The sequence below is a fragment of the Streptomyces sp. NPDC055287 genome (assembly GCF_053646035.1).
This window is the reverse complement of record NZ_JBSHNE010000034.1, coordinates 1-16124: the sequence shown is the minus strand read 5'-3', so window position 1 is coordinate 16124 and position 16124 is coordinate 1. Positions and strand designations below refer to the sequence as shown.

The window sequence follows — 16124 nt, the reverse complement described above, 5'->3', positions numbered from 1 at the left end:
CCGAGATGATCGTCGCCCGTTTCAAGTTGCGATGCCGACCCGACGAGGGCAACGAGCTGAGATCCGCGCTGGCAGCAGTACTCGCAACTAGTGCTGTGACCGCGTAGGTACGCCGGGGTCAGGGCTGCGGTTTTGAGAGGGCGTCCTCCCCAGCGGATGCCTTTCTCGCTTCGGATACGGGCGCGTTCCTTGCGTTCGGCGGCCAGGACATCGCGGTGGCGGGCGTTGGCGTTGCGCCACCGCAAGTAGGCGTGCAGGGCCCGGGTCTGCACGGTGTGGTCGGGGTGGTTCGAGTTGGCGATGGTGAACTGCCTCAGCGGTCCGAAGTGCGCCAGCCTTGGCCCGGCGCCGCTCGGTCACCGTGGTCCGATCCGGGTCGTAGGCGAGCCGCGGCTCACCGGGCAGGGCTCGGCCTGGGTGCTCCGCCCGGTAGCCGGTCTCCGCCTCCAGGACGTGTGCGGCCCGCAGCCGGGCGCGGGCCAGCTGGACCACCGTCAAGTCGGCCCCGGTAACGGGCTGGTGGGCGCTGCCCCGACTCCCTGGCGAGCCGTCCACCCGCGTGGCGACGCAGTCCGGGTGGTGCATCAGCCAGCGGATCGGGCGGCTCTCTCTCGCCCCGTCGGGCCCACCGAGGAGCACCTGTCCGACTTGCGGCGCTGGACCTCCTCGACGGTCGAGTCGATGCCATTGACCCGTAGCAACAGGCCGGGAGCCAGATTCAGCAGAGGCATCAGACGTACCTCGTCCGGGAATTCCGCCAGATCGCCGAGCTATCCCCCAGCGGCTGGCCCAGGTCAACACCGAGTCGGCGGTGCCAGAGCAGATGCAGCGCATGTGCGCGGGCGACCGCTGGCAGCGACGTCGCCTCCACCAACCGCCCGAAGGCCCCACCGTCGACGGCCGTCTCCAGCTACGGTTGCAGACCCAGCTGGTCCTCTAGCCCTGGATTTCGCACGTGTGGAATCACTCAGTCATCCAGCGGGGTTGGGCTGGGTCGATGTTGAGTAGTTCGAGCAGGTGGAGCTGGATTGGTTCGGGGATGAGGATCTGGGGTGGTGAGTTGTCGTGGGCGGGCAGGTAGCGGATCCGGCTGAGTGCGAAGAAGATCAGGCGTCCGGTGGGCCGTACTGTCCGGTTGTCGAAGGCGTAGAAGCCGACGAGGCCGGTGGCCGGGAGGAGGGCTCGCCTCACCTCCCGTTCGATCAGGCAGAAGATCAGCAGGGCCAGGCAGATCACGGTGATCAGTGCGGCGATGCGCCGGTTGTGGTGCAGGAACATCGGGTTACCGCGAGAGGTCCCTTGAACTCGCTGTAGGGGCGCTCGACGGTGGGCTGGCCCTTGTAGCGGATGAGGACCTCGGCCGCGTCGGCTTCCTCGGGGTCAAGATTGCTCAGCAGTGCGTACCAGCCGTCGGTGGCGGCTTCCGCGTCGATGGCCTGCTGGTCGAAGAACCAGGTCAGAGTGGGTTTTGCGGTGTCGGGGTCGGTGGTGACCTCGGTTCGGAGGTAGGCGGTGACCTTCCGTTTGCTGGTGATCTGGGTGATCTTTCGGTGACCGCGTCGGTGTCTGGGTAGTACCGGGAGCCGGCGGTCCGGGTCAGCTTGTCGAGCTCCTCGGTGATGCGTTTCAGTTTCAGGGCACGGGCGTTCGCGGCGGCTGTCGCGTTGGCGCTGGAGTGCACCAGGATCCGGCGCATGCGGTGGGCCCGGTCGCGTTTGCGGGGCCCGGTCAGTTCCATGGTGTCCTCCAGGACCCGGTAGGAACAGCGCTGATCTGCTGGTTTGTTGGTATCGCGCTGGGCGACGTACTCCACCGGGCGGGCGGTGTTCTGATCGAGGGAGGCGAGCAGGCCGGCTGGGACACGGGCCGCGGCCAGCGGCGCGATGAAGCCCACCCCCGCGTCGTTCATCGCGCCGACGTTGTTCCAGGAGAGCAGCTTGGAGTCTCCGACCAGTAGGAAGTTCCGTTCGCCGGCCATCGCGGACAGGCTCGTCATGGCGGCGGTGACCTGGGAGACCTCTGCCGCGCCGCCGTCGTAGGCGCGGTGGAAGACCGGCACGCCACCGTCCCCGGTGACAGCGAGTCCGGCCTGGATCTGCTTCAGATCTGTGCGCCGGTCCTTGGGGTGGCCGTAGGCCGGGGCGGGATAGTCCTCTTCGGTCTCCTCGTAGGCGCCGTGCAGGGACATCGAGGTCATGTCCCAGTGCAGGCGCGTGACGTCGAGGCCAAACACATCGATGGCCCGGGCCCCGACCGATCCCACGATGCTCTCCAGGCTCGGGGCGATCGCGTCCAGCGCCCGGGCGAGCCGGTCGTCGTTGAGGATGTCCGCGGACAGCCCGAACACCTCTTCCACTGCCCACTCCAGCGCCCAGTGAGATACGTGCTGCAACGGAAGAGGGCTGGTCAGACGGTTGGCGACCAGTGCCTCGACGATCTGGCCATGGGTGGACAGGGCCCTTTCTCCGATCGGGCAGCCCGATCGACAGCCCCGCCACATCCAACCGCCGCAGGAAACCCGCCACCACAGGAAGCGCACCCAGACGCTTCTCCACCACACGCGACACCGCCACCTCGGTCCGCGGCCGCAGAGCCGAACGACGAGGCACACCCGATGAGTTGCTCATACCAGGAGAGAAGCCGAGAACCACCGTTCATGACGTAACTACCAGCACACTCAAGTTGCGTCCCTTCGCAGGATCGCTCGGGTGGTTGAGCTGCTGGCATTCGGGCCCTGTGACCGTGGCGGCGGCCGTAGGGTGGGACTGTGGATGAGCGGCTTGCAGTACAGGTACAGAATCTTGACCAGCAGGGCCGGTCAGCGAAGGCGATCGCCAGAACGCTGGGGGTGGTCTCGCGGATGTCGTCGGAGTGCTCAACGGCGCCGTGCAGGTTACGGCGTCAGGTCGTGGCGAGCCGCGTTGCTGGGTGAACGCCGGCTGGAGCCGCAGCGTGGATCTTGAAAGTGCGCCGCAGTGGAAGGGCTTGGACCCTGGGGCTTCCGACGCCGAGGAGGTACGCGGCCTTGTCACCATTCTTGTCGCCGCGGACAGCACGCGCTCTGCGAAGGCGCAGGTCGCCGGGTTCCTGCTGGATGTGTGGTGCCTGGGGGTGAAGAACGCGCTGCCTCCGGAGCCTATGACCCCGAGCCGGCTGGCCGCGCACCGGCACGCCTACTTCAGCGCCTTCGAAGGGCATGTGCAGGTTCCCGCTGAGCTTGCCCGTGCCCTGGTCTTCGGCGCTGCCGCCTACGCTCACGAACTCGGGTTCACTCCCGACACGGACTTCGCGGCTGCCGCTGCTGTGCTCGGTGAGTCCGCCGGTCCCTGCCCGGTCCGCTTCGGCCGTGACGGCAAGCCCTTCTACGTCAACGGCCCCTACGACGATCCCGAGGCGATTGTGCGAACGCTGCGACGCACCGTCGGCGACGACGGCTTCCACTACGCAGTCGGCTTCCCCGAGCAGCCGCGGCGTCGGCTGTTCCGGTCACTCCGGTAGCCGTTCGGGGAGCGTGACCGGCCGACCATCATCCGACGGGTGACAGACCGGCCAGAGCACATCACCACGTGCGAAATCCAGGTCTAGCTGCCCGCATCGACAGCTCGCCGAGACGCGGTTGCGGCAGGCGCTGGAGGAGACAGGGCTGGGTGCCACAGGCTTCACCACGCGCGTGATCGCCGACCAGGCGGAGGCCGAGAGCATCGGGTTCACCGGATCTCCGTCGATTCGAATCGAAGGCTACGACTGGTTCGCCACGTCCTACAGCGCTCAGGCGTCACTCTCCTGTCGGACCTACGACACGTCTGTCGGCCCGGCCGATGCACCGGATCTTGGCCAACTACGGGAGGCACTCCGTAAGGCCATCGACTACCAGCACGGTGAGGACGAGTAAGCCGACCTCGCCCGGAAGTTCATCACCGAGTACCTCACCGAGTACCTCACCGAGAAGCTGGCCGACGCGAACGACGAGGCGATGCATGCCGTGGGCGCACCCGATGCCGAGGCCCGGGCCCAAGACGCGCGGCTCGCCAAAGAGCGACGGGACGGCTGGCAGGTCGACGGCCAGCTGGATCCCGAGACCGCCACAGCCGTGGCCGTGGCGGTCCTCGTTCCCATGGAACCCACACTGAACTCCTCGAACGCCTCCTGCCACCACGACGCCGCCGGTCCAACCCTCGCGTCATCAAACGCAAAGTCGCCAACTGGCCCCTCAAACGCGCCGCCCACCGCACTACAGACCGACCACGCGCCCCGGCCATCACCATCGTTGATGCCACCAAACCCAAACGGGTCAAGCGAACACAAACACTCTAAGTTACCGGTATTGACCCTAGTCATGGCGTCACCTGGCCGGAACGCGACGAGGGAACGTCGGGCCGCGGTGCCCGGTCCGACGCGGGCTGAGCAGCGAGCCGACTGTACCCCCGGGACCCTGACTGGCTGCGGCCCCGGCGCATGCGCCTGCGTGGGCGGGGCAGGTGGCAAAGACACCTCGACCCACGGAGCTTTTCATAATGATTATCGGCATTGTCGCTGTCTGTATCGTTCTGGCTGTTCTCGCCTTCTTTGTGCCCCGCCTCTCCCGGCATCCCGAACGCGGCACCCAGCGCACCCTGGGAGCCGGATCACGCGCCGGCGGCAAGGCCCCCGGCATCCTGGGCCGGATCTTCAGCAAGCCCTTCCGCAGCAGCTCCAAGGCCGTGGGCCGCAGCGGCTCCGCCGGCCGCAGCGCCCGAGGCCGCATGCCCTTCTGAGACCAAGTGCTGAAGCCCGACCCGGCAAGGGAAGCTGTTCGCGTCAACTTGACCCGGTCCTGAAGGGCCGGGCTTGGAGGTAGCGCCCAACTGGCTGTTGGGTTGGCTCCTCCGTCCAAGGCACCCGTTATGGGGTGGCTGGGACGCGTGACTCCCCTCAGTCCACACGGTCTTGCCCTTGCGGGCGATGTTGTGGGACGCGTTGTCGTCCGGGTGCATGAGGGCGGGCCTTGACCCGGATCTTGAACACGTCTATGCGGCTCGGGCCAGGGTAGTTGATGTTGTTTGGAAGGTGTTCTCGTAGGCGATCGGTGATCGCTGTCCGAGGCGGGAGTGCCGGCGTCGGGTGTTGTATCGGGTCATCCAGCGGAAGGCGTCGAGTTGGGCCGCACGCTCGCTCGACCAGCCCTTTCGGCCTTTCAACGTCTCTCTTTTGAAGCTGGCGTTGAACGATTCGGCGGCGGCGTTGTCCGCGCTGGACCCGACCGCGCTCATGCTCTGCCGCACCCCTGCTGACCTGCAGACTTCGGCGAAGATTCGACTCGTATATTGCGAGCCGTGATCGGTGTGCATCACCGCCCCGGACAGGCTCCCGCGGGTCCGCTCGGCGGCATGGAGGGCGTTGATGACGAGCTCGGTGCGCATGTGATCGGCGATGGCCCACCCGGCCAGGCGGCGGGAACACAGGTCGATCACGGTCGCGAGATAGAGCGGCTTCGCGCCGCTGACCGGCAAGTACGTGATGTCACCGACGTACTTCGCGTTCACCGCGGTCGCGGTGAAGTCGCGGCCGATCAGGTCCGGCGCCTTCGCCGCGGCCGGGTCCGCGACGGTGGTGCGGTGCCGGCGCCGCAGGCGGACGCCTTCAAGGCCGATGGTCCGCATGATTCTCGCGACACGCTTGTGATTGACCACCAGGCCGCCGTCCTCGCGGAGCTCCGCGGTGATCCTCGGGGCACCGTAGGTGCCGTCGGATTCCTGGTGGACCTTGCGTATCCGGGCCTCGAGTTCGGCCTCGGCGGCCTGCCGGGCCGTCCGTGCGGCCGCGGTGCGGCGCCAGTAGTAGAAGCTCGAGCGGGCGATCCCCAGCAACGAGCACAACCGCGTGACGCCGAACAGGCGCTGGTGATCGTCAACGAACTGGCAGCGGTTCACCAGCGCGTCTCCCCGGCGAAATACCGGGCCGCCTTGCGGAGAATATCCCGCTCCTCCTCCAGCTCGCGGATCCTCTTCCGCGCCGCGCCCAGCTCCACCTGGACCGCGTAACCGCCAGGCTGCGGCGCCACCACGGGTGCGGAAGGCGGTCCGGGGCGCCGTCCGTCAGCGGCCCGGATCCAGTTCCGCAGCGTCTCGGTGTTCACTCCGAGGTCTGCGGCGACCGACTTGATCGTCGCTCCCGGGCGGGACCGGCACAACGCGACCGCGTCCGCCTTGAACTCGGCGGGGTAATGCTTCATCCCCACGGGGACTCCGTTCTCCTGGACCATCAAGATCCAAGTCTCTCCGGTGTCCAAAATCCGGGGTCAGGGCCCGGCCCCGCAGCACCGGCATGCGAACGTCGCTTGATCGACAAGGTTCTTCCGCTCGATGTGGCCGCACTCGGAGCATTGCTGGCTGGTGTACGCCGGATCGACGTACACCAGCGGCCCCCCAGTCCGCTTGGCCTTGTACTCGATGTATTGGCCGAGCTGGAGGAAGCTCAACGAGTGCAAAGAGGTCCGCTGGTCCTTGCGGAGCGGTACCCGGCTGCGGATGCCCGTAGAGCCGCAACTTGCCAGAACTGCTCGGCATCGTCCGGCCACGGAGGAGGCAGCCGAGAAACCTACCGACAGGAGGCCGGGACCGAAGAACCCTCCCGCCAAGAAGGCGATGGACCGCAAGGCTGCGGACAGGAAGGCGGCCGAGAAGAAGGCTCCCTCCAAGAGGGCAAAGGCAAAGCCCACCCGCACGGCGGTCGCAGATGACCGTAGAAGTGGCCGGCGCCCGGCCCGCTGAGCCGAAGCCCTCGACTCATGCCCCCTGGCAATCAGCCGTTTCGCCGAGGGCACAGTCGCGCATAAGCCTGACCGAACCGCCAGCGTCACCGAGGCGACACGCTCCTGCAGTTCGTCCAGAAGCTGCCCGGCGCTGCCCGGCGCGGGCTCGGCGCAGCGCAGCACCCTCCTGCGCAGTTCATGACCGCCTCGGAGACGAGCTGGTGGATCGCGCGGCGCAGTGCCATATATTTTCGTCGCGAGCCTGATGGGCCCGCAGGCGGTGCAATCACGGGTGCGCGAGGCGCCTGACTGGAAGGCCCCGGTCAGGCGCCTCGCCTCGCGCAGGACGCCGGCGCGCTCAGATCCGGCCGTAAGTCCTCAGTCCACACCGCCCGGACCATGCTGCGCTCAGCTTCTCTGCGTACCCTGCCGCGACGGACGATCGGCGGTCGTTACCCGAAGTCAGCTCTGACCCGGTCGGCGACTGTGACTGATGCAGGCGGTACTCAAAAGACGTCACGACGCCGAAGTTGCCGCCGCCGCCGCGGATCGCCCAGAAGAGGTCCTCGTTCTCGCTGACGGCAAGCAGGTTCCCATCGGCGGTAACCACCCTCGCGGATAGGAGGTTGTCGCAGCTCAGCCCGTACTTGCGCCGAAGCCAGCCCATCCCCCCTGACAGGGTGAGACCGGCGATCCCGGTCGCCGACACCACCCCCACAGGAGTGGCAAACCCATGGCGCTGGGTCTCGCGGTCGAGGTCTCCCAGCGTGCAGCCACCTTGCGCCCGCGCCCCTCGGGGTCGACATCCACGCATGGCCGGCCACGCCGTGCCCGCCCCCGCGTACCGCGAGCAACAGCTTGTTGTCGTGGGCGAAGCGCACTGCGGCGACCACGTCCTCATCACCTTCGCACCGCGCCACCAGTGCCGGGCGCCTGTCGATACATCCCGTTCCAGAGCTCTCGAGCCGGCTCGTAGCCGGAATCCCCGGGACAAATGAGCTGCGCCCGCAACCTGGAGGCAAACTCGTCCAGGAGGGAGCTCGGAATGTCAGCCTCCCTACCGCGCCGGCTCCCCTCCCCCCCTCATCGGCGTGCCGGCGCTGTGGCTCTGCCTCCCGGCCATGGTGGCCTCCCAGCTTCAGGATCACGCCCAGCGGGATGCGACTCCATCTGATAAGCACGGTTGCCGCTGGTGCGGTAGCCGTGGATGGTTCAGCCGCCTGTCGCGATGTCGCGCCAGAACGCATCGACGCGGGAATTCCATTCGTCCGGTACTTCCTGGAAGGGCTGGTGGGCCTCCTCCTCCATGACTTCGAACCGGGCGTTGGGGATCCCTTCGGCGACGGCGCGGCCGAGCGACGGGCGCGCGGTCATGTCGCGGCCGCCGGCGAGGACGAGCGTCGGCGCGGCGATCCGCGGCAGGCGGTCCGTGGTGTCGTGGTCGATGAAGGCATCGAGAAACCGCTGCACATCCTCGGCCGACTGCTTGTGGGGGAAGGCGAGCACCTCGTCGATGATCAGGCCGACGCTTCCGTCGTTGTGCGCCCGCGCTGTGTAGATGGCGAGATAGAAGCCCTCGAGAAACGTGCGCTCGCTCGGAGCGACCGCCACCAGCCATTGGATGAACCGGGCCCACGAGCGGAGGTACGGGTCCATCACCGGCCATGTGCTCTGCAGGACGAGGCTGCGCACGAGGTCGGGGTGGCGTAGCGCCAGTTCCTGGGCGATGATGCTGCCGCCGGAGAAGCCCGCCACGTGAGCAGAGGAAACGTCGACCGCCCGGAGAAGTTCCGCTGCATCGTCCGCCAGCATCTCCACGGAGACAGGACCGTCAGGCTTCGCCGTCCGGCCGGCCCCCCGGTTGTCGAAGGCGATCAGACGGTAGCGGTCCAAGAGCCCATCGAGCTGGAACTGCCACGATTCGACGGTGTCGCCCAAGCCGCCGATGAGCAGGACGTCCGGTCCTTGACCGACCTGCTCCGTCCAGATGTCGAGGTCACCGGCGCGGACATGCTCACCCATGGTTAGCCGCCTTCTCCTCGGCCGTGCCCTCTCTCCATGACTCCATCGTCACCCAGTGGCCGATGGTTGCAACTTGCAGAGCAAGATCACGGGCCGTGCGGGGGGCCCACCTGAAGGGAGCGGACGTGACCGGGACCGGTCTGACGGCCGAGCAGGTCCAGTCGGCGCCCATCGGCGAGGATACGCATCTGCCGCCGGACATTGCGGTCGTCCTGCGTCCACCGGCCGGCTGAGACGGCCCCGAGGCGGAGCCGGACCGGAGCCGTGGGGCCGTGACGTGACCGCGTAGCCCCGGGCACTGTCCTGGACTTCGGATGTGCTCACAAGATGAAACTGCCAGCCATCAATCCTCGATGACATTGCTCAGCGGGACTGTAAAACGATCGGCTCTGTCACGTAATCGCTGGTTGCACTCCGTGGCGATCACCGGAGGAGGATGCGGTGGCGGAGGATGGGGAACCCGGCTCGGCCGTGCATCTGCCGCATGATTCTCTTGGTCCGTGTATTGACGCCGTCGGTGCGGCCGTTGTGGTGCGGGGTGGTGAGGCCGGCGCTGACAGCGGCGCGGTCGAGTTCCAGGCCGTTGGTGAAGGCGTGCAGGTAGGGCAGGTCGGCGGCCCGCACGTCGGTGATCCACTTCGTGAGCACCGTCTCGTTGCCTGAGGCCGGGGAGAGGAGTGTGGCGAACTCCCGAACCAGCTTGGCGAGGGCGGTCATCTCGGGACAGGCGGCAGTGAGCTCGCCAAGGAGTGCGGCGTCCTTGTCCCACAGGTTGCCGGGGCGGGTGAGTAAAAGGCGGGTCAGGCGCTGTGGGGTGGTGACGGGCCGGTCGCCCTCGGCCCGGCCCTGGGTGATGTAGCGGTAGAGGAGATTGAGGCTGCCGGTGTAACCCAGCTCCTTGATTTCGCGGAACAACTGCTTGACGGGGTCGGCCGGGTCTTCCGCACGGCGCCGGCGGAGATGCTCTCGGTTGGGGTCGACCAGAGTGGGCCGGTAGCGCGGGGCTCGGCGCAGGTTTTCGGGTTCCCGGGTCCGCGCGTAGCGCTTGACCGTGTTGAGGGTCAGGTTGAGGCGGCGGGCGCATTCGAGCAGGCCGACACCCCTGCGGAGCAGGTCGTGAACCTGGTGCCAGCGCTCGCGGGTGGTCTGCTCGTGCACGCCCGCGGGACGCGGCGTGTTGGCGGTGGCCCAGCACGAGCTGTGGGATCGGAAGGTGGCCAGGGCCTTGGCGCAGAGGTTCTTCCAGATGTGCCAGCGGTCGCTGACCTGCACCGCGCCGGGCAGAGCCCGGCGGATCGCCTCGCCGTAGGCCGCCGAGCCGTCGCGGCAGATGATCTCGACGCCGGAATGTTCGCGCAGCCATCGCTCGAGTGTGTCAGCGCTGCGGTCGGGCAGTACGTCGATCCGTTCGCCGGTCTCGACGTCGATGAGGATGGTGGCGTAGCGGTGGCGCCGCTTCAGAGCGAAGTCGTCGACACGGAGCACTCTCGGCACGCGCAGCGGCGGCAGGGGCAGCCTCGTCAGCATGCGCAGTGCGGACGAGCGGGAGATCGCGACAGCAAGGCATCGCGACAGGCGGGCGCCCGCCCGACCCGCTAACTCCTTGACTATGAAGCCGAGTTGGTCGGCCAGACGGGTTGTGCGGCGCTGGTACCGCTCCAACAGTCCGGGGACCTGCTCGCGGAAGGTCTGCCGAGGGCAGCCCAGCACAGTGCAGACCAGGCGCCGCACCTGCACCGACACCACCACCCGACGGCCGTCCATCGGAACGTCGGCCACCGTACGTCCATGAAGGCCATGCACTCTCACAATCGGCGTCCCGCACATCGGGCACGGTACCGACTCCTGGCGGTCCGCGCCGACACGTGGATCACCTCGTCCTCGTCCACCACGTCCTCGACAACCAGCGCCGACAACCCTGAAAACACAGTCTCCACAAGGGAGTTGACGTCTCGCAGTGTCAACGATGCTGATCACGCTTCGTCACCACCGATTACGTGACAGAGTCAAACGTTCTGTGTAACTTCTGATCAAGGAAGATGCATCGATAACCAGTGAGAACGTGACCGATGCCGAGTCCGTCGAGGCGCCGGGTCCGCAGCCGTCCCAGCCGCTGGCACTTACGCCCAGCGCATGCCGCTGGCGGACAATTGCTCCACCCGCTCCGGCGTCAGTGTCGCGGCCCTGCTGGTTCCCGATCCATGCACCAGCAGGAGCTCCCGCTCCTCCTGGCCCTCGCCGATGCCCGGTGGTGATGGTTTCGATGTGTTTGCGCGGCACCCGAAGGTGCCTTTCGCGTTCGTAGAACTTCCGGGCGGCGGTGAGGTGCAGCGCCCACTTCTGTGCCTGGCTGGTACGCGGCTTGGGCTTCTCGTCCTCGGCTGCGGGCTCGATCCCGAGGACCTGCTCACACATCCACTGCTGCTCGGATGTGAGCTGGTCCCATCCGAGCCGGCCCCCTTCACCCACCGCCCGAGATCCTCGCCCTGGCGCACGACCTCACCCGTCGTGGTGGGCAGTGTCCCGCCCGCGTCCAGGTGCATCCGGACCGGAACCTTTTCCGGCCGACGGAGGCGCTCTGTGGCCAGTGACCTGGGATTGAACGTAGCGGACATGTACGTGACGGCGCGCCCAAACGGCTCTCGTTCCACTCAATCGGGTGCTGTTGAAGACCAGTTGTCGGACGCCGCCCGATCCGTTGCGGCTCTGGAAGGTAAATCACCCGTGCATTCCGCAGCCGAAGTCGCCGTCGTCACGCCCACGCGGCTGCGGCCGGACCGAATCGCGTACCTACTGAAGCTATATGCGAGCCTGCGCGATCAGGACGTGAGCTGGGAATGGGTACTGGCCCTCGACGGCGTGTCCGCGGAGGACGTGCCGGAAGTCCTGCGCACGGACGCCCGTGTGAAGGTCGTCGCGCTTCCGAGGCCGGTGGGAGCTGGCGCCGCGCGCAACTTCGCGATGAACGAGGTGACCGCCGACTGGCTGACCACCTCGGACGACGATGACGTACTCCCCGCGCAGTCGTTGTCCGTGCGCCTCCGCTACGCACAGGAGCACGACCTGGGCTGGTGTGCAGGTTGGTCTGCAGACCTTCACCCCGACCGCTCGATCACTACCTGGCGCTGCTCAACTCCGCCCGGCTTCCACGCACCTGGTGATGTCTGGCGCCACTGGACGACCCCTGACTCGACCATTCCCATCGGCCCGACGACGCTCCTTGCGCGCACCGAGATTGTCCGCGCGAGCGGTGGCTATGCCGCGCTGCCCCAAGGGGAGGACTACGCCTATCTCGTCGGCGTCACCGGTGCTGCCCGAGGTGCTCTGCTGCCGACCGTGGTCTACCACTACCGCAAGCACGCGGAGCAGATGACGGCCCAGCCCGAGTACCCGGCCATGGAGCTGCAGGCCCGCCGGTTCGCCTGGAACCACGGCAAGCACCTGGAGGCGCTACGAAAGGCCCTGAATGCGCAATGAGCATTGTGCATCTTGAAGTTGCTGATCAGGGGGCTGGTGTGCGCGGTCTGGTGTGCTCGTGCTGGTCGCGGGAGGATGGCTTCGGCGCATCGGTCACCGGGCAACTTCGCGGTTCGTCAGGACCAGTAGGGCCCCAACCAGGGTGGCTGCCCATGGCGGCCGGGCCGGGCCTCAGTGATGTGGGCGCTGGTGGGTGTACCGGTCGCCCAGCGGATCGACCGCGAGGAATAGCAGCGTCGCGCCCTGGCCGACTTCGTGCGGCGCTGGGGCTCGACGCCGGGGACTTCCCCGGCGCCGGACAGGCTGGTGCCGCGCCCGTTCCGCATGTGGTGCGGGCAGCGGGGAGCGCGCCGGCGACGTCCAGGGGCAAGGCGGCTCATCATGTCCGGCGAGCAATGGACGGGTCTGCCGGACGGCACCCCTGGGTCAGGGTTGGCAGGGCACCAGCAACCAGGTCGTTACAAATGTCAAATGGTCTGGCGGACGCTGTTGTGGAGGAGGCGGCCGGGGCATCGTGACCGTGTTCGCGTCCGTTCGATCGGGACCGGACGTATTGAGCGTCGTTGATGGACAGAGGCCGACGGCGCCGGGCAGATAGTGTCCAAGGCCGCGAAGGAAATGGCCTCCGGCTCCCGGACCCGGTGTCGCTTGCGGGGTCCGACCGGCGGCCGTAGTGAGCCCGGCGACTGGAGGAGCGCCTGAGGGACGGCGCTCGGAGGGCCGGGCCGGCGGTAAGCATCCATGCTCACAGCACCCGACGGTGGTGGCTTATTGCGTTCGAACAGGTGCAGACAGGCTTGTAGTGCATGTGGGCGCGCGCGAATCATGAGTGTCCCTCACTCCCATGTGGAAGGACACCCAGTTCATGGCTCACCGCAAGGTATATCTTGCCGTCGGCAGGACCAACACCCGGATCTACCGCTTCGACCCCATCGACGGGGATACCCGCGTCGTCGAGAACGTGCCGCCCTACGAGCCCGGCTACACCGCCATGGGTGCGCAGTACCGCGGCGACGGCAAGGAGCCCCTGCTGCTGGCAGTGAGCCACAACAAGCTCATCACCATCGACGTGGCGGCCGGCACCCTGAAGGACCAGGTCATCGACGGGCTGCCGAGCGGACCCTGGTTCGACGGTGACATGGATCCCGATGGGAAGATCCTCTTCGTCGTTAGCAACCCCGACGTGCACAGCTATGCCATCGATGTGGCGGCCCTGAAGGCCACGCCTCGCAACGCACCGGGAAGCGGCCGGTGGGACGACTTCGCCTACCACCCCAAGGACGGGCGACTGATCTCCGTGGAGGGCGACAACGGCGACCTGCTACTCGTCGATCCGAGCCGGCAGCCCATGAAGACCGTCCTGGCGAAGGGGGTCTTCCCGCCGGCGGAAGCCAGCGCCGCGGCAGGCTCGCGCAAGTCGTACTCGGCCACCTTCTTCGACCAGGACGGCAACTTCTACGCGGTCGACTCCGCAGGCAACGTCAACCACCTCGACATGACCACGGCCACCGTCCCCGACCACTCGCAGCGCATCGGACGGGGGCGGGTGCCTGTCGGCGCCCTTGAGATCGTGAACGGTGCCGGGCGCATCACCCCCCTGCCGGCCCCGCCCAGCTACGACGAAATCGCCGTGTCCAAGAAGTTCAACCAGACGTGGGAGAACAGCGAACCCCGGGGCAGGGTGTACAGCTTCGACCTCACGCTCGCCGCTGTCAGTAGGGACAGCGGCAAGGCCGAAGACGTCAAAAGGTTCCGGATCTCCTTCGACCTTCCCACGGTGAAGGGCGCGAAAGCCGAGGCATCCGGCGTACATGTCATCGCCCAGGACGGCAAGGCATACCTGGAATCGGTTGACGACCAATTTCTCGCCGCGGGCACCTCCCGGCCGATCACCGTTCAGATCACCGTCCCTGGCGACCCGGCTCACCTTCCGGCGGAGTACCCCCTCGACGGCCTCAAGGCCACACGCCTGCCCAGCCGCTGATCACGAAAGTGCCTTTCAGTGGTTACGGATCGGGCTGACGCCACTCATTGAGAGCTCAATGGATCTCGTGACCACGGTCGACGCTGAAGGCGACCCCTCGTCGGACCACGACTCCGCCGCGGGATTGCGCATCCCCGGCCGACCGGACCATTGCGCATCGAGCCCGGGATCCCAGGTTTCCGCAGGACCCAGCGCGCACGAAGTCGTGGAACCTACATGCATACAGGATCCGCAGTTTCGCGAGCAATTCCGCGTGTCATGAGCGGCAGTTATGTTCATTCGTTGTTGGGCCTGTTCGGCGGCCGGATCACTGGACGGCCCGACGGGTAGCGGGGTCGCCGGTGCGCGGGTGGACCGCCAGTGAGTCGTCGAGAATGTGCTCGTGCATGGCGGCTCGGCCCTCTGAGGCATGATGCGGGCATGAAAAAAGGCCGCCTGAGGGCGGCCCAATACGGGAAGCTGCGTCAGCTGCACTCTCGTGAACTCTTTGGATTGGTGCGACGTCGGACCTCGCTCAACGGGTTCCGTACGGCTCCAACGCTTCCGTTGGCCAGTCGGTCAGTGACCTGAGTCAGGGATTCTCGACGGTTCGGCAGCGTAATTGATACGGAGCGTCCGACCGGCCACTTCAGCGAGGTGCCATACGCTGACGGCCTCCTCTGCGGAATCTGCATCAGCGAAAGTAACATAGCCAATCCCCTTGGACCTGCCTAGGGAGTCCAAAGGGAGGAAGGCTGATTCTACGCACCCGAACCGCCCGAACATCTGCTCCAAGTCTTCCCTGCTGATGCTCGGGTTCAAGTTGCCTACATAGATCGTTTTCGACACTGCCGACTCCCTCGGGCTGGTTTCGTTCATCGATCTTGCCAGTTTTCCAGCCGAGCGCGATCCCGGCGCGCGATCATCAGTACCCGGCGGCAGCCACTTTCACCCTTGCGGTAACCGGACTGCCCCAAGGCGCCGAGTCAGGAGGGTGGGGCGGTGAGCTGTTCGGCGAACTGAGCTTCGAGTGCGGCGATGCGTTTGTCGGCGAACCGCGTGTTGTCCCTCGCGGCGGCGAGACGCTTGGCGAGGCGGTCACGTTCGGCTGTCAGGGCTCTGACTTCGCGTTGCAGGGCGACGTTGGTGGTGGTGATGCGCACGACGTCGGCGTCGGTCCACTCGCCCTGCAGTTCAGCGACCTGGCCGAGGAGTTCGGCGATGCGTTCTCGTTGGTTGACGACCTCCGCGTTGGTGGTCCTGAGGGCCTCTTCGGTGTTGAGCGCGCGTTCACGCCAGGATGCCTCCACCACCTCGCGCTGGGCTTGATCCGTCTGCGCTCGCAGCCCGCGGGCCCGGAGGATGGCCTCGGCGACGACGTTCCGGGCCTCGGCGTGCTCGTAGAGGAAGGTGCGCGAGACGTCTGCCTGCCGGGCCACCGCGGCCACGGTGATCGGGCCGCCGCTCTTGGCGAGCTGGTCGACGACGCTCTTGATGCGGACGAGACTCGCTTCGGTCTTCTGGCTCCGCGCTCGCAGAGCCGGGGCGGTGTGCTGTGCTGAGGAGGTCATGCGGGTTCCTCGTACGGGTCGGTGTCGTCGGGGTCAAGGGCGGCGAGGTCACTGGCCTTGAAGGCGAGCGTCCACATGCGGTCGAAGTGGTCCTGGGGCCGCCGCAGGTCCAGAGCGAGTGCGTCTTCCAGCATGCCGAGGCCGGCCAGTGAGGCTGATCCTTTGGAGTGGACACCCTGACAATGGATCTTGATGGTCCAGGGAGGGATGTCCAGGTGGGACGCAAGTCTCCGTATCCGGAGGAGTTCAGGAAGGACGCTGTCGCGCTCTACCGCGCCGCAGCCGGGAATCGGACGTACGCCGCCGTGGCCGCGGATCTCGGTATCACCGCGGAGTCGCTGCGGACGTGGGTCCGCAAGGA

The 16124-nt window shown here is 67.0% G+C and carries 15 protein-coding genes and 2 pseudogenes; 6 read left to right on the top strand and 11 right to left on the bottom strand.

From position 1 onward, the window contains the following. Nucleotides 1-122: 122 nt before the first annotated feature. From ACWIHY_RS32360 to ACWIHY_RS32350, 3 genes and pseudogenes are all read right to left on the bottom strand, one after another. Nucleotides 123-353 (bottom strand): annotated as a pseudogene (locus ACWIHY_RS32360) (IS630 family transposase); the annotation flags it as partial. 610 nt (nucleotides 354-963) lie between these two features. Beyond that, nucleotides 964-1278, bottom strand: a complete 315-nt coding sequence (locus tag ACWIHY_RS32355; RefSeq protein ID WP_454379757.1) for a hypothetical protein — start codon at nucleotides 1276-1278, stop codon at nucleotides 964-966. Between the two features lie 178 nt (nucleotides 1279-1456). Beyond that, entirely contained in the window at nucleotides 1457-2392 is a 936-nt protein-coding gene (locus ACWIHY_RS32350; protein ID WP_454379755.1) for an IS1634 family transposase, read from the bottom strand. A 560-nt stretch (nucleotides 2393-2952) separates the two neighbouring features. On the opposite strand from ACWIHY_RS32350, the gene ACWIHY_RS32345 reads away from it, so the two are divergent. The 3 genes from ACWIHY_RS32345 (at nucleotide 2953) to ACWIHY_RS32335 (ending at nucleotide 4754) form a co-directional block, all read left to right on the top strand. Continuing rightward, nucleotides 2953-3498, top strand: a complete 546-nt coding sequence (locus ACWIHY_RS32345; protein ID WP_454379753.1) for a hypothetical protein — start codon at nucleotides 2953-2955, stop codon at nucleotides 3496-3498. Between the two features lie 172 nt (nucleotides 3499-3670). Then, nucleotides 3671-3892, top strand: a complete 222-nt coding sequence (locus ACWIHY_RS32340; protein ID WP_454379751.1) for a hypothetical protein — start codon at nucleotides 3671-3673, stop codon at nucleotides 3890-3892. A gap of 619 nt (nucleotides 3893-4511) precedes the next feature. Continuing rightward, the gene (locus tag ACWIHY_RS32335) at nucleotides 4512-4754 is read left to right on the top strand and encodes a DUF6411 family protein (RefSeq protein WP_454379832.1); all 243 of its coding nucleotides are present in this window, start codon (nucleotides 4512-4514) and stop codon (nucleotides 4752-4754) included. Between the two features lie 252 nt (nucleotides 4755-5006). Here ACWIHY_RS32335 and ACWIHY_RS32330 read toward each other — a convergent pair. From ACWIHY_RS32330 to ACWIHY_RS32310, 5 genes and pseudogenes are all read right to left on the bottom strand, one after another. After that, nucleotides 5007-6217 (bottom strand): IS3 family transposase gene (locus tag ACWIHY_RS32330; protein WP_454379750.1). Its coding sequence is split into 2 segments (ribosomal slippage): nucleotides 5007-5920 and nucleotides 5920-6217, totalling 1212 coding nucleotides; the frame shifts between segments, so codons are not numbered across the junction. Between the two features lie 60 nt (nucleotides 6218-6277). Then, on the bottom strand, nucleotides 6278-6556 hold the full coding sequence (locus ACWIHY_RS32325) for a zinc ribbon domain-containing protein (RefSeq protein WP_454379831.1): 279 nt from the start codon (nucleotides 6554-6556) through the stop codon (nucleotides 6278-6280). Between the two features lie 532 nt (nucleotides 6557-7088). Then, the gene (locus tag ACWIHY_RS32320; RefSeq protein WP_454379748.1) at nucleotides 7089-7544 is read right to left on the bottom strand and encodes an FAD-binding oxidoreductase; all 456 of its coding nucleotides are present in this window, start codon (nucleotides 7542-7544) and stop codon (nucleotides 7089-7091) included. A gap of 398 nt (nucleotides 7545-7942) precedes the next feature. Continuing rightward, nucleotides 7943-8752, bottom strand: a complete 810-nt coding sequence (locus tag ACWIHY_RS32315) for an alpha/beta fold hydrolase (RefSeq protein ID WP_454379746.1) — start codon at nucleotides 8750-8752, stop codon at nucleotides 7943-7945. 423 nt (nucleotides 8753-9175) lie between these two features. Further along, a pseudogene (locus tag ACWIHY_RS32310) lies at nucleotides 9176-10710 on the bottom strand (ISL3 family transposase). A 622-nt stretch (nucleotides 10711-11332) separates the two neighbouring features. On the opposite strand from ACWIHY_RS32310, the gene ACWIHY_RS32305 reads away from it, so the two are divergent. Both ACWIHY_RS32305 and ACWIHY_RS32300 read left to right on the top strand, forming a co-directional pair. Then, on the top strand, nucleotides 11333-12229 hold the full coding sequence (locus tag ACWIHY_RS32305) for a glycosyltransferase family 2 protein (RefSeq protein ID WP_454379744.1): 897 nt from the start codon (nucleotides 11333-11335) through the stop codon (nucleotides 12227-12229). Nucleotides 12230-13094: 865 nt separating this feature from the next. After that, the gene (locus ACWIHY_RS32300; protein WP_454379742.1) at nucleotides 13095-14213 is read left to right on the top strand and encodes a DUF6923 family protein; all 1119 of its coding nucleotides are present in this window, start codon (nucleotides 13095-13097) and stop codon (nucleotides 14211-14213) included. A 558-nt stretch (nucleotides 14214-14771) separates the two neighbouring features. Here ACWIHY_RS32300 and ACWIHY_RS32295 read toward each other — a convergent pair. The 3 genes from ACWIHY_RS32295 to ACWIHY_RS32285 form a co-directional block, all read right to left on the bottom strand. Beyond that, nucleotides 14772-15071: an RNA recognition motif domain-containing protein gene (locus ACWIHY_RS32295; protein WP_454379740.1), complete on the bottom strand. Its 300-nt coding sequence runs from the start codon at nucleotides 15069-15071 to the stop codon at nucleotides 14772-14774. Between the two features lie 107 nt (nucleotides 15072-15178). Then, nucleotides 15179-15763, bottom strand: coding sequence for a DUF6262 family protein (locus ACWIHY_RS32290; RefSeq protein ID WP_454379738.1), 585 nt, complete (start codon nucleotides 15761-15763; stop codon nucleotides 15179-15181). Next, nucleotides 15760-15897 (bottom strand): hypothetical protein, encoded by a 138-nt coding sequence (locus ACWIHY_RS32285; protein WP_454379736.1) that lies wholly within the window; start codon nucleotides 15895-15897, stop codon nucleotides 15760-15762. The genes ACWIHY_RS32290 and ACWIHY_RS32285 overlap by 4 nt, the downstream gene beginning before the upstream one ends. Nucleotides 15898-15978: 81 nt before the next feature. On the opposite strand from ACWIHY_RS32285, the gene ACWIHY_RS32280 reads away from it, so the two are divergent. Next, a partial coding sequence (locus tag ACWIHY_RS32280; protein WP_454379829.1) for a transposase occupies nucleotides 15979-16124 on the top strand: 146 nt, incomplete at its 3' end.

Bases quoted from the DNA above. Each gene is read 5' to 3' on its own strand.
- ACWIHY_RS32355 (WP_454379757.1), bottom strand. From the start codon at position 1,278: ATGTTCCTGCACCACAACCGGCGCATCGCCGCACTGATCACCGTGATC.
- ACWIHY_RS32320 (WP_454379748.1), bottom strand. From the start codon at position 7,544: ATGCGTGGATGTCGACCCCGAGGGGCGCGGGCGCAAGGTGGCTGCACG.
- ACWIHY_RS32315 (WP_454379746.1), bottom strand. From the start codon at position 8,752: ATGGGTGAGCATGTCCGCGCCGGTGACCTCGACATCTGGACGGAGCAG.
- ACWIHY_RS32300 (WP_454379742.1), top strand. From the start codon at position 13,095: ATGGCTCACCGCAAGGTATATCTTGCCGTCGGCAGGACCAACACCCGG.
- ACWIHY_RS32295 (WP_454379740.1), bottom strand. From the start codon at position 15,071: ATGAACGAAACCAGCCCGAGGGAGTCGGCAGTGTCGAAAACGATCTAT.
- ACWIHY_RS32290 (WP_454379738.1), bottom strand. From the start codon at position 15,763: ATGACCTCCTCAGCACAGCACACCGCCCCGGCTCTGCGAGCGCGGAGC.
- ACWIHY_RS32285 (WP_454379736.1), bottom strand. From the start codon at position 15,897: ATGCTGGAAGACGCACTCGCTCTGGACCTGCGGCGGCCCCAGGACCAC.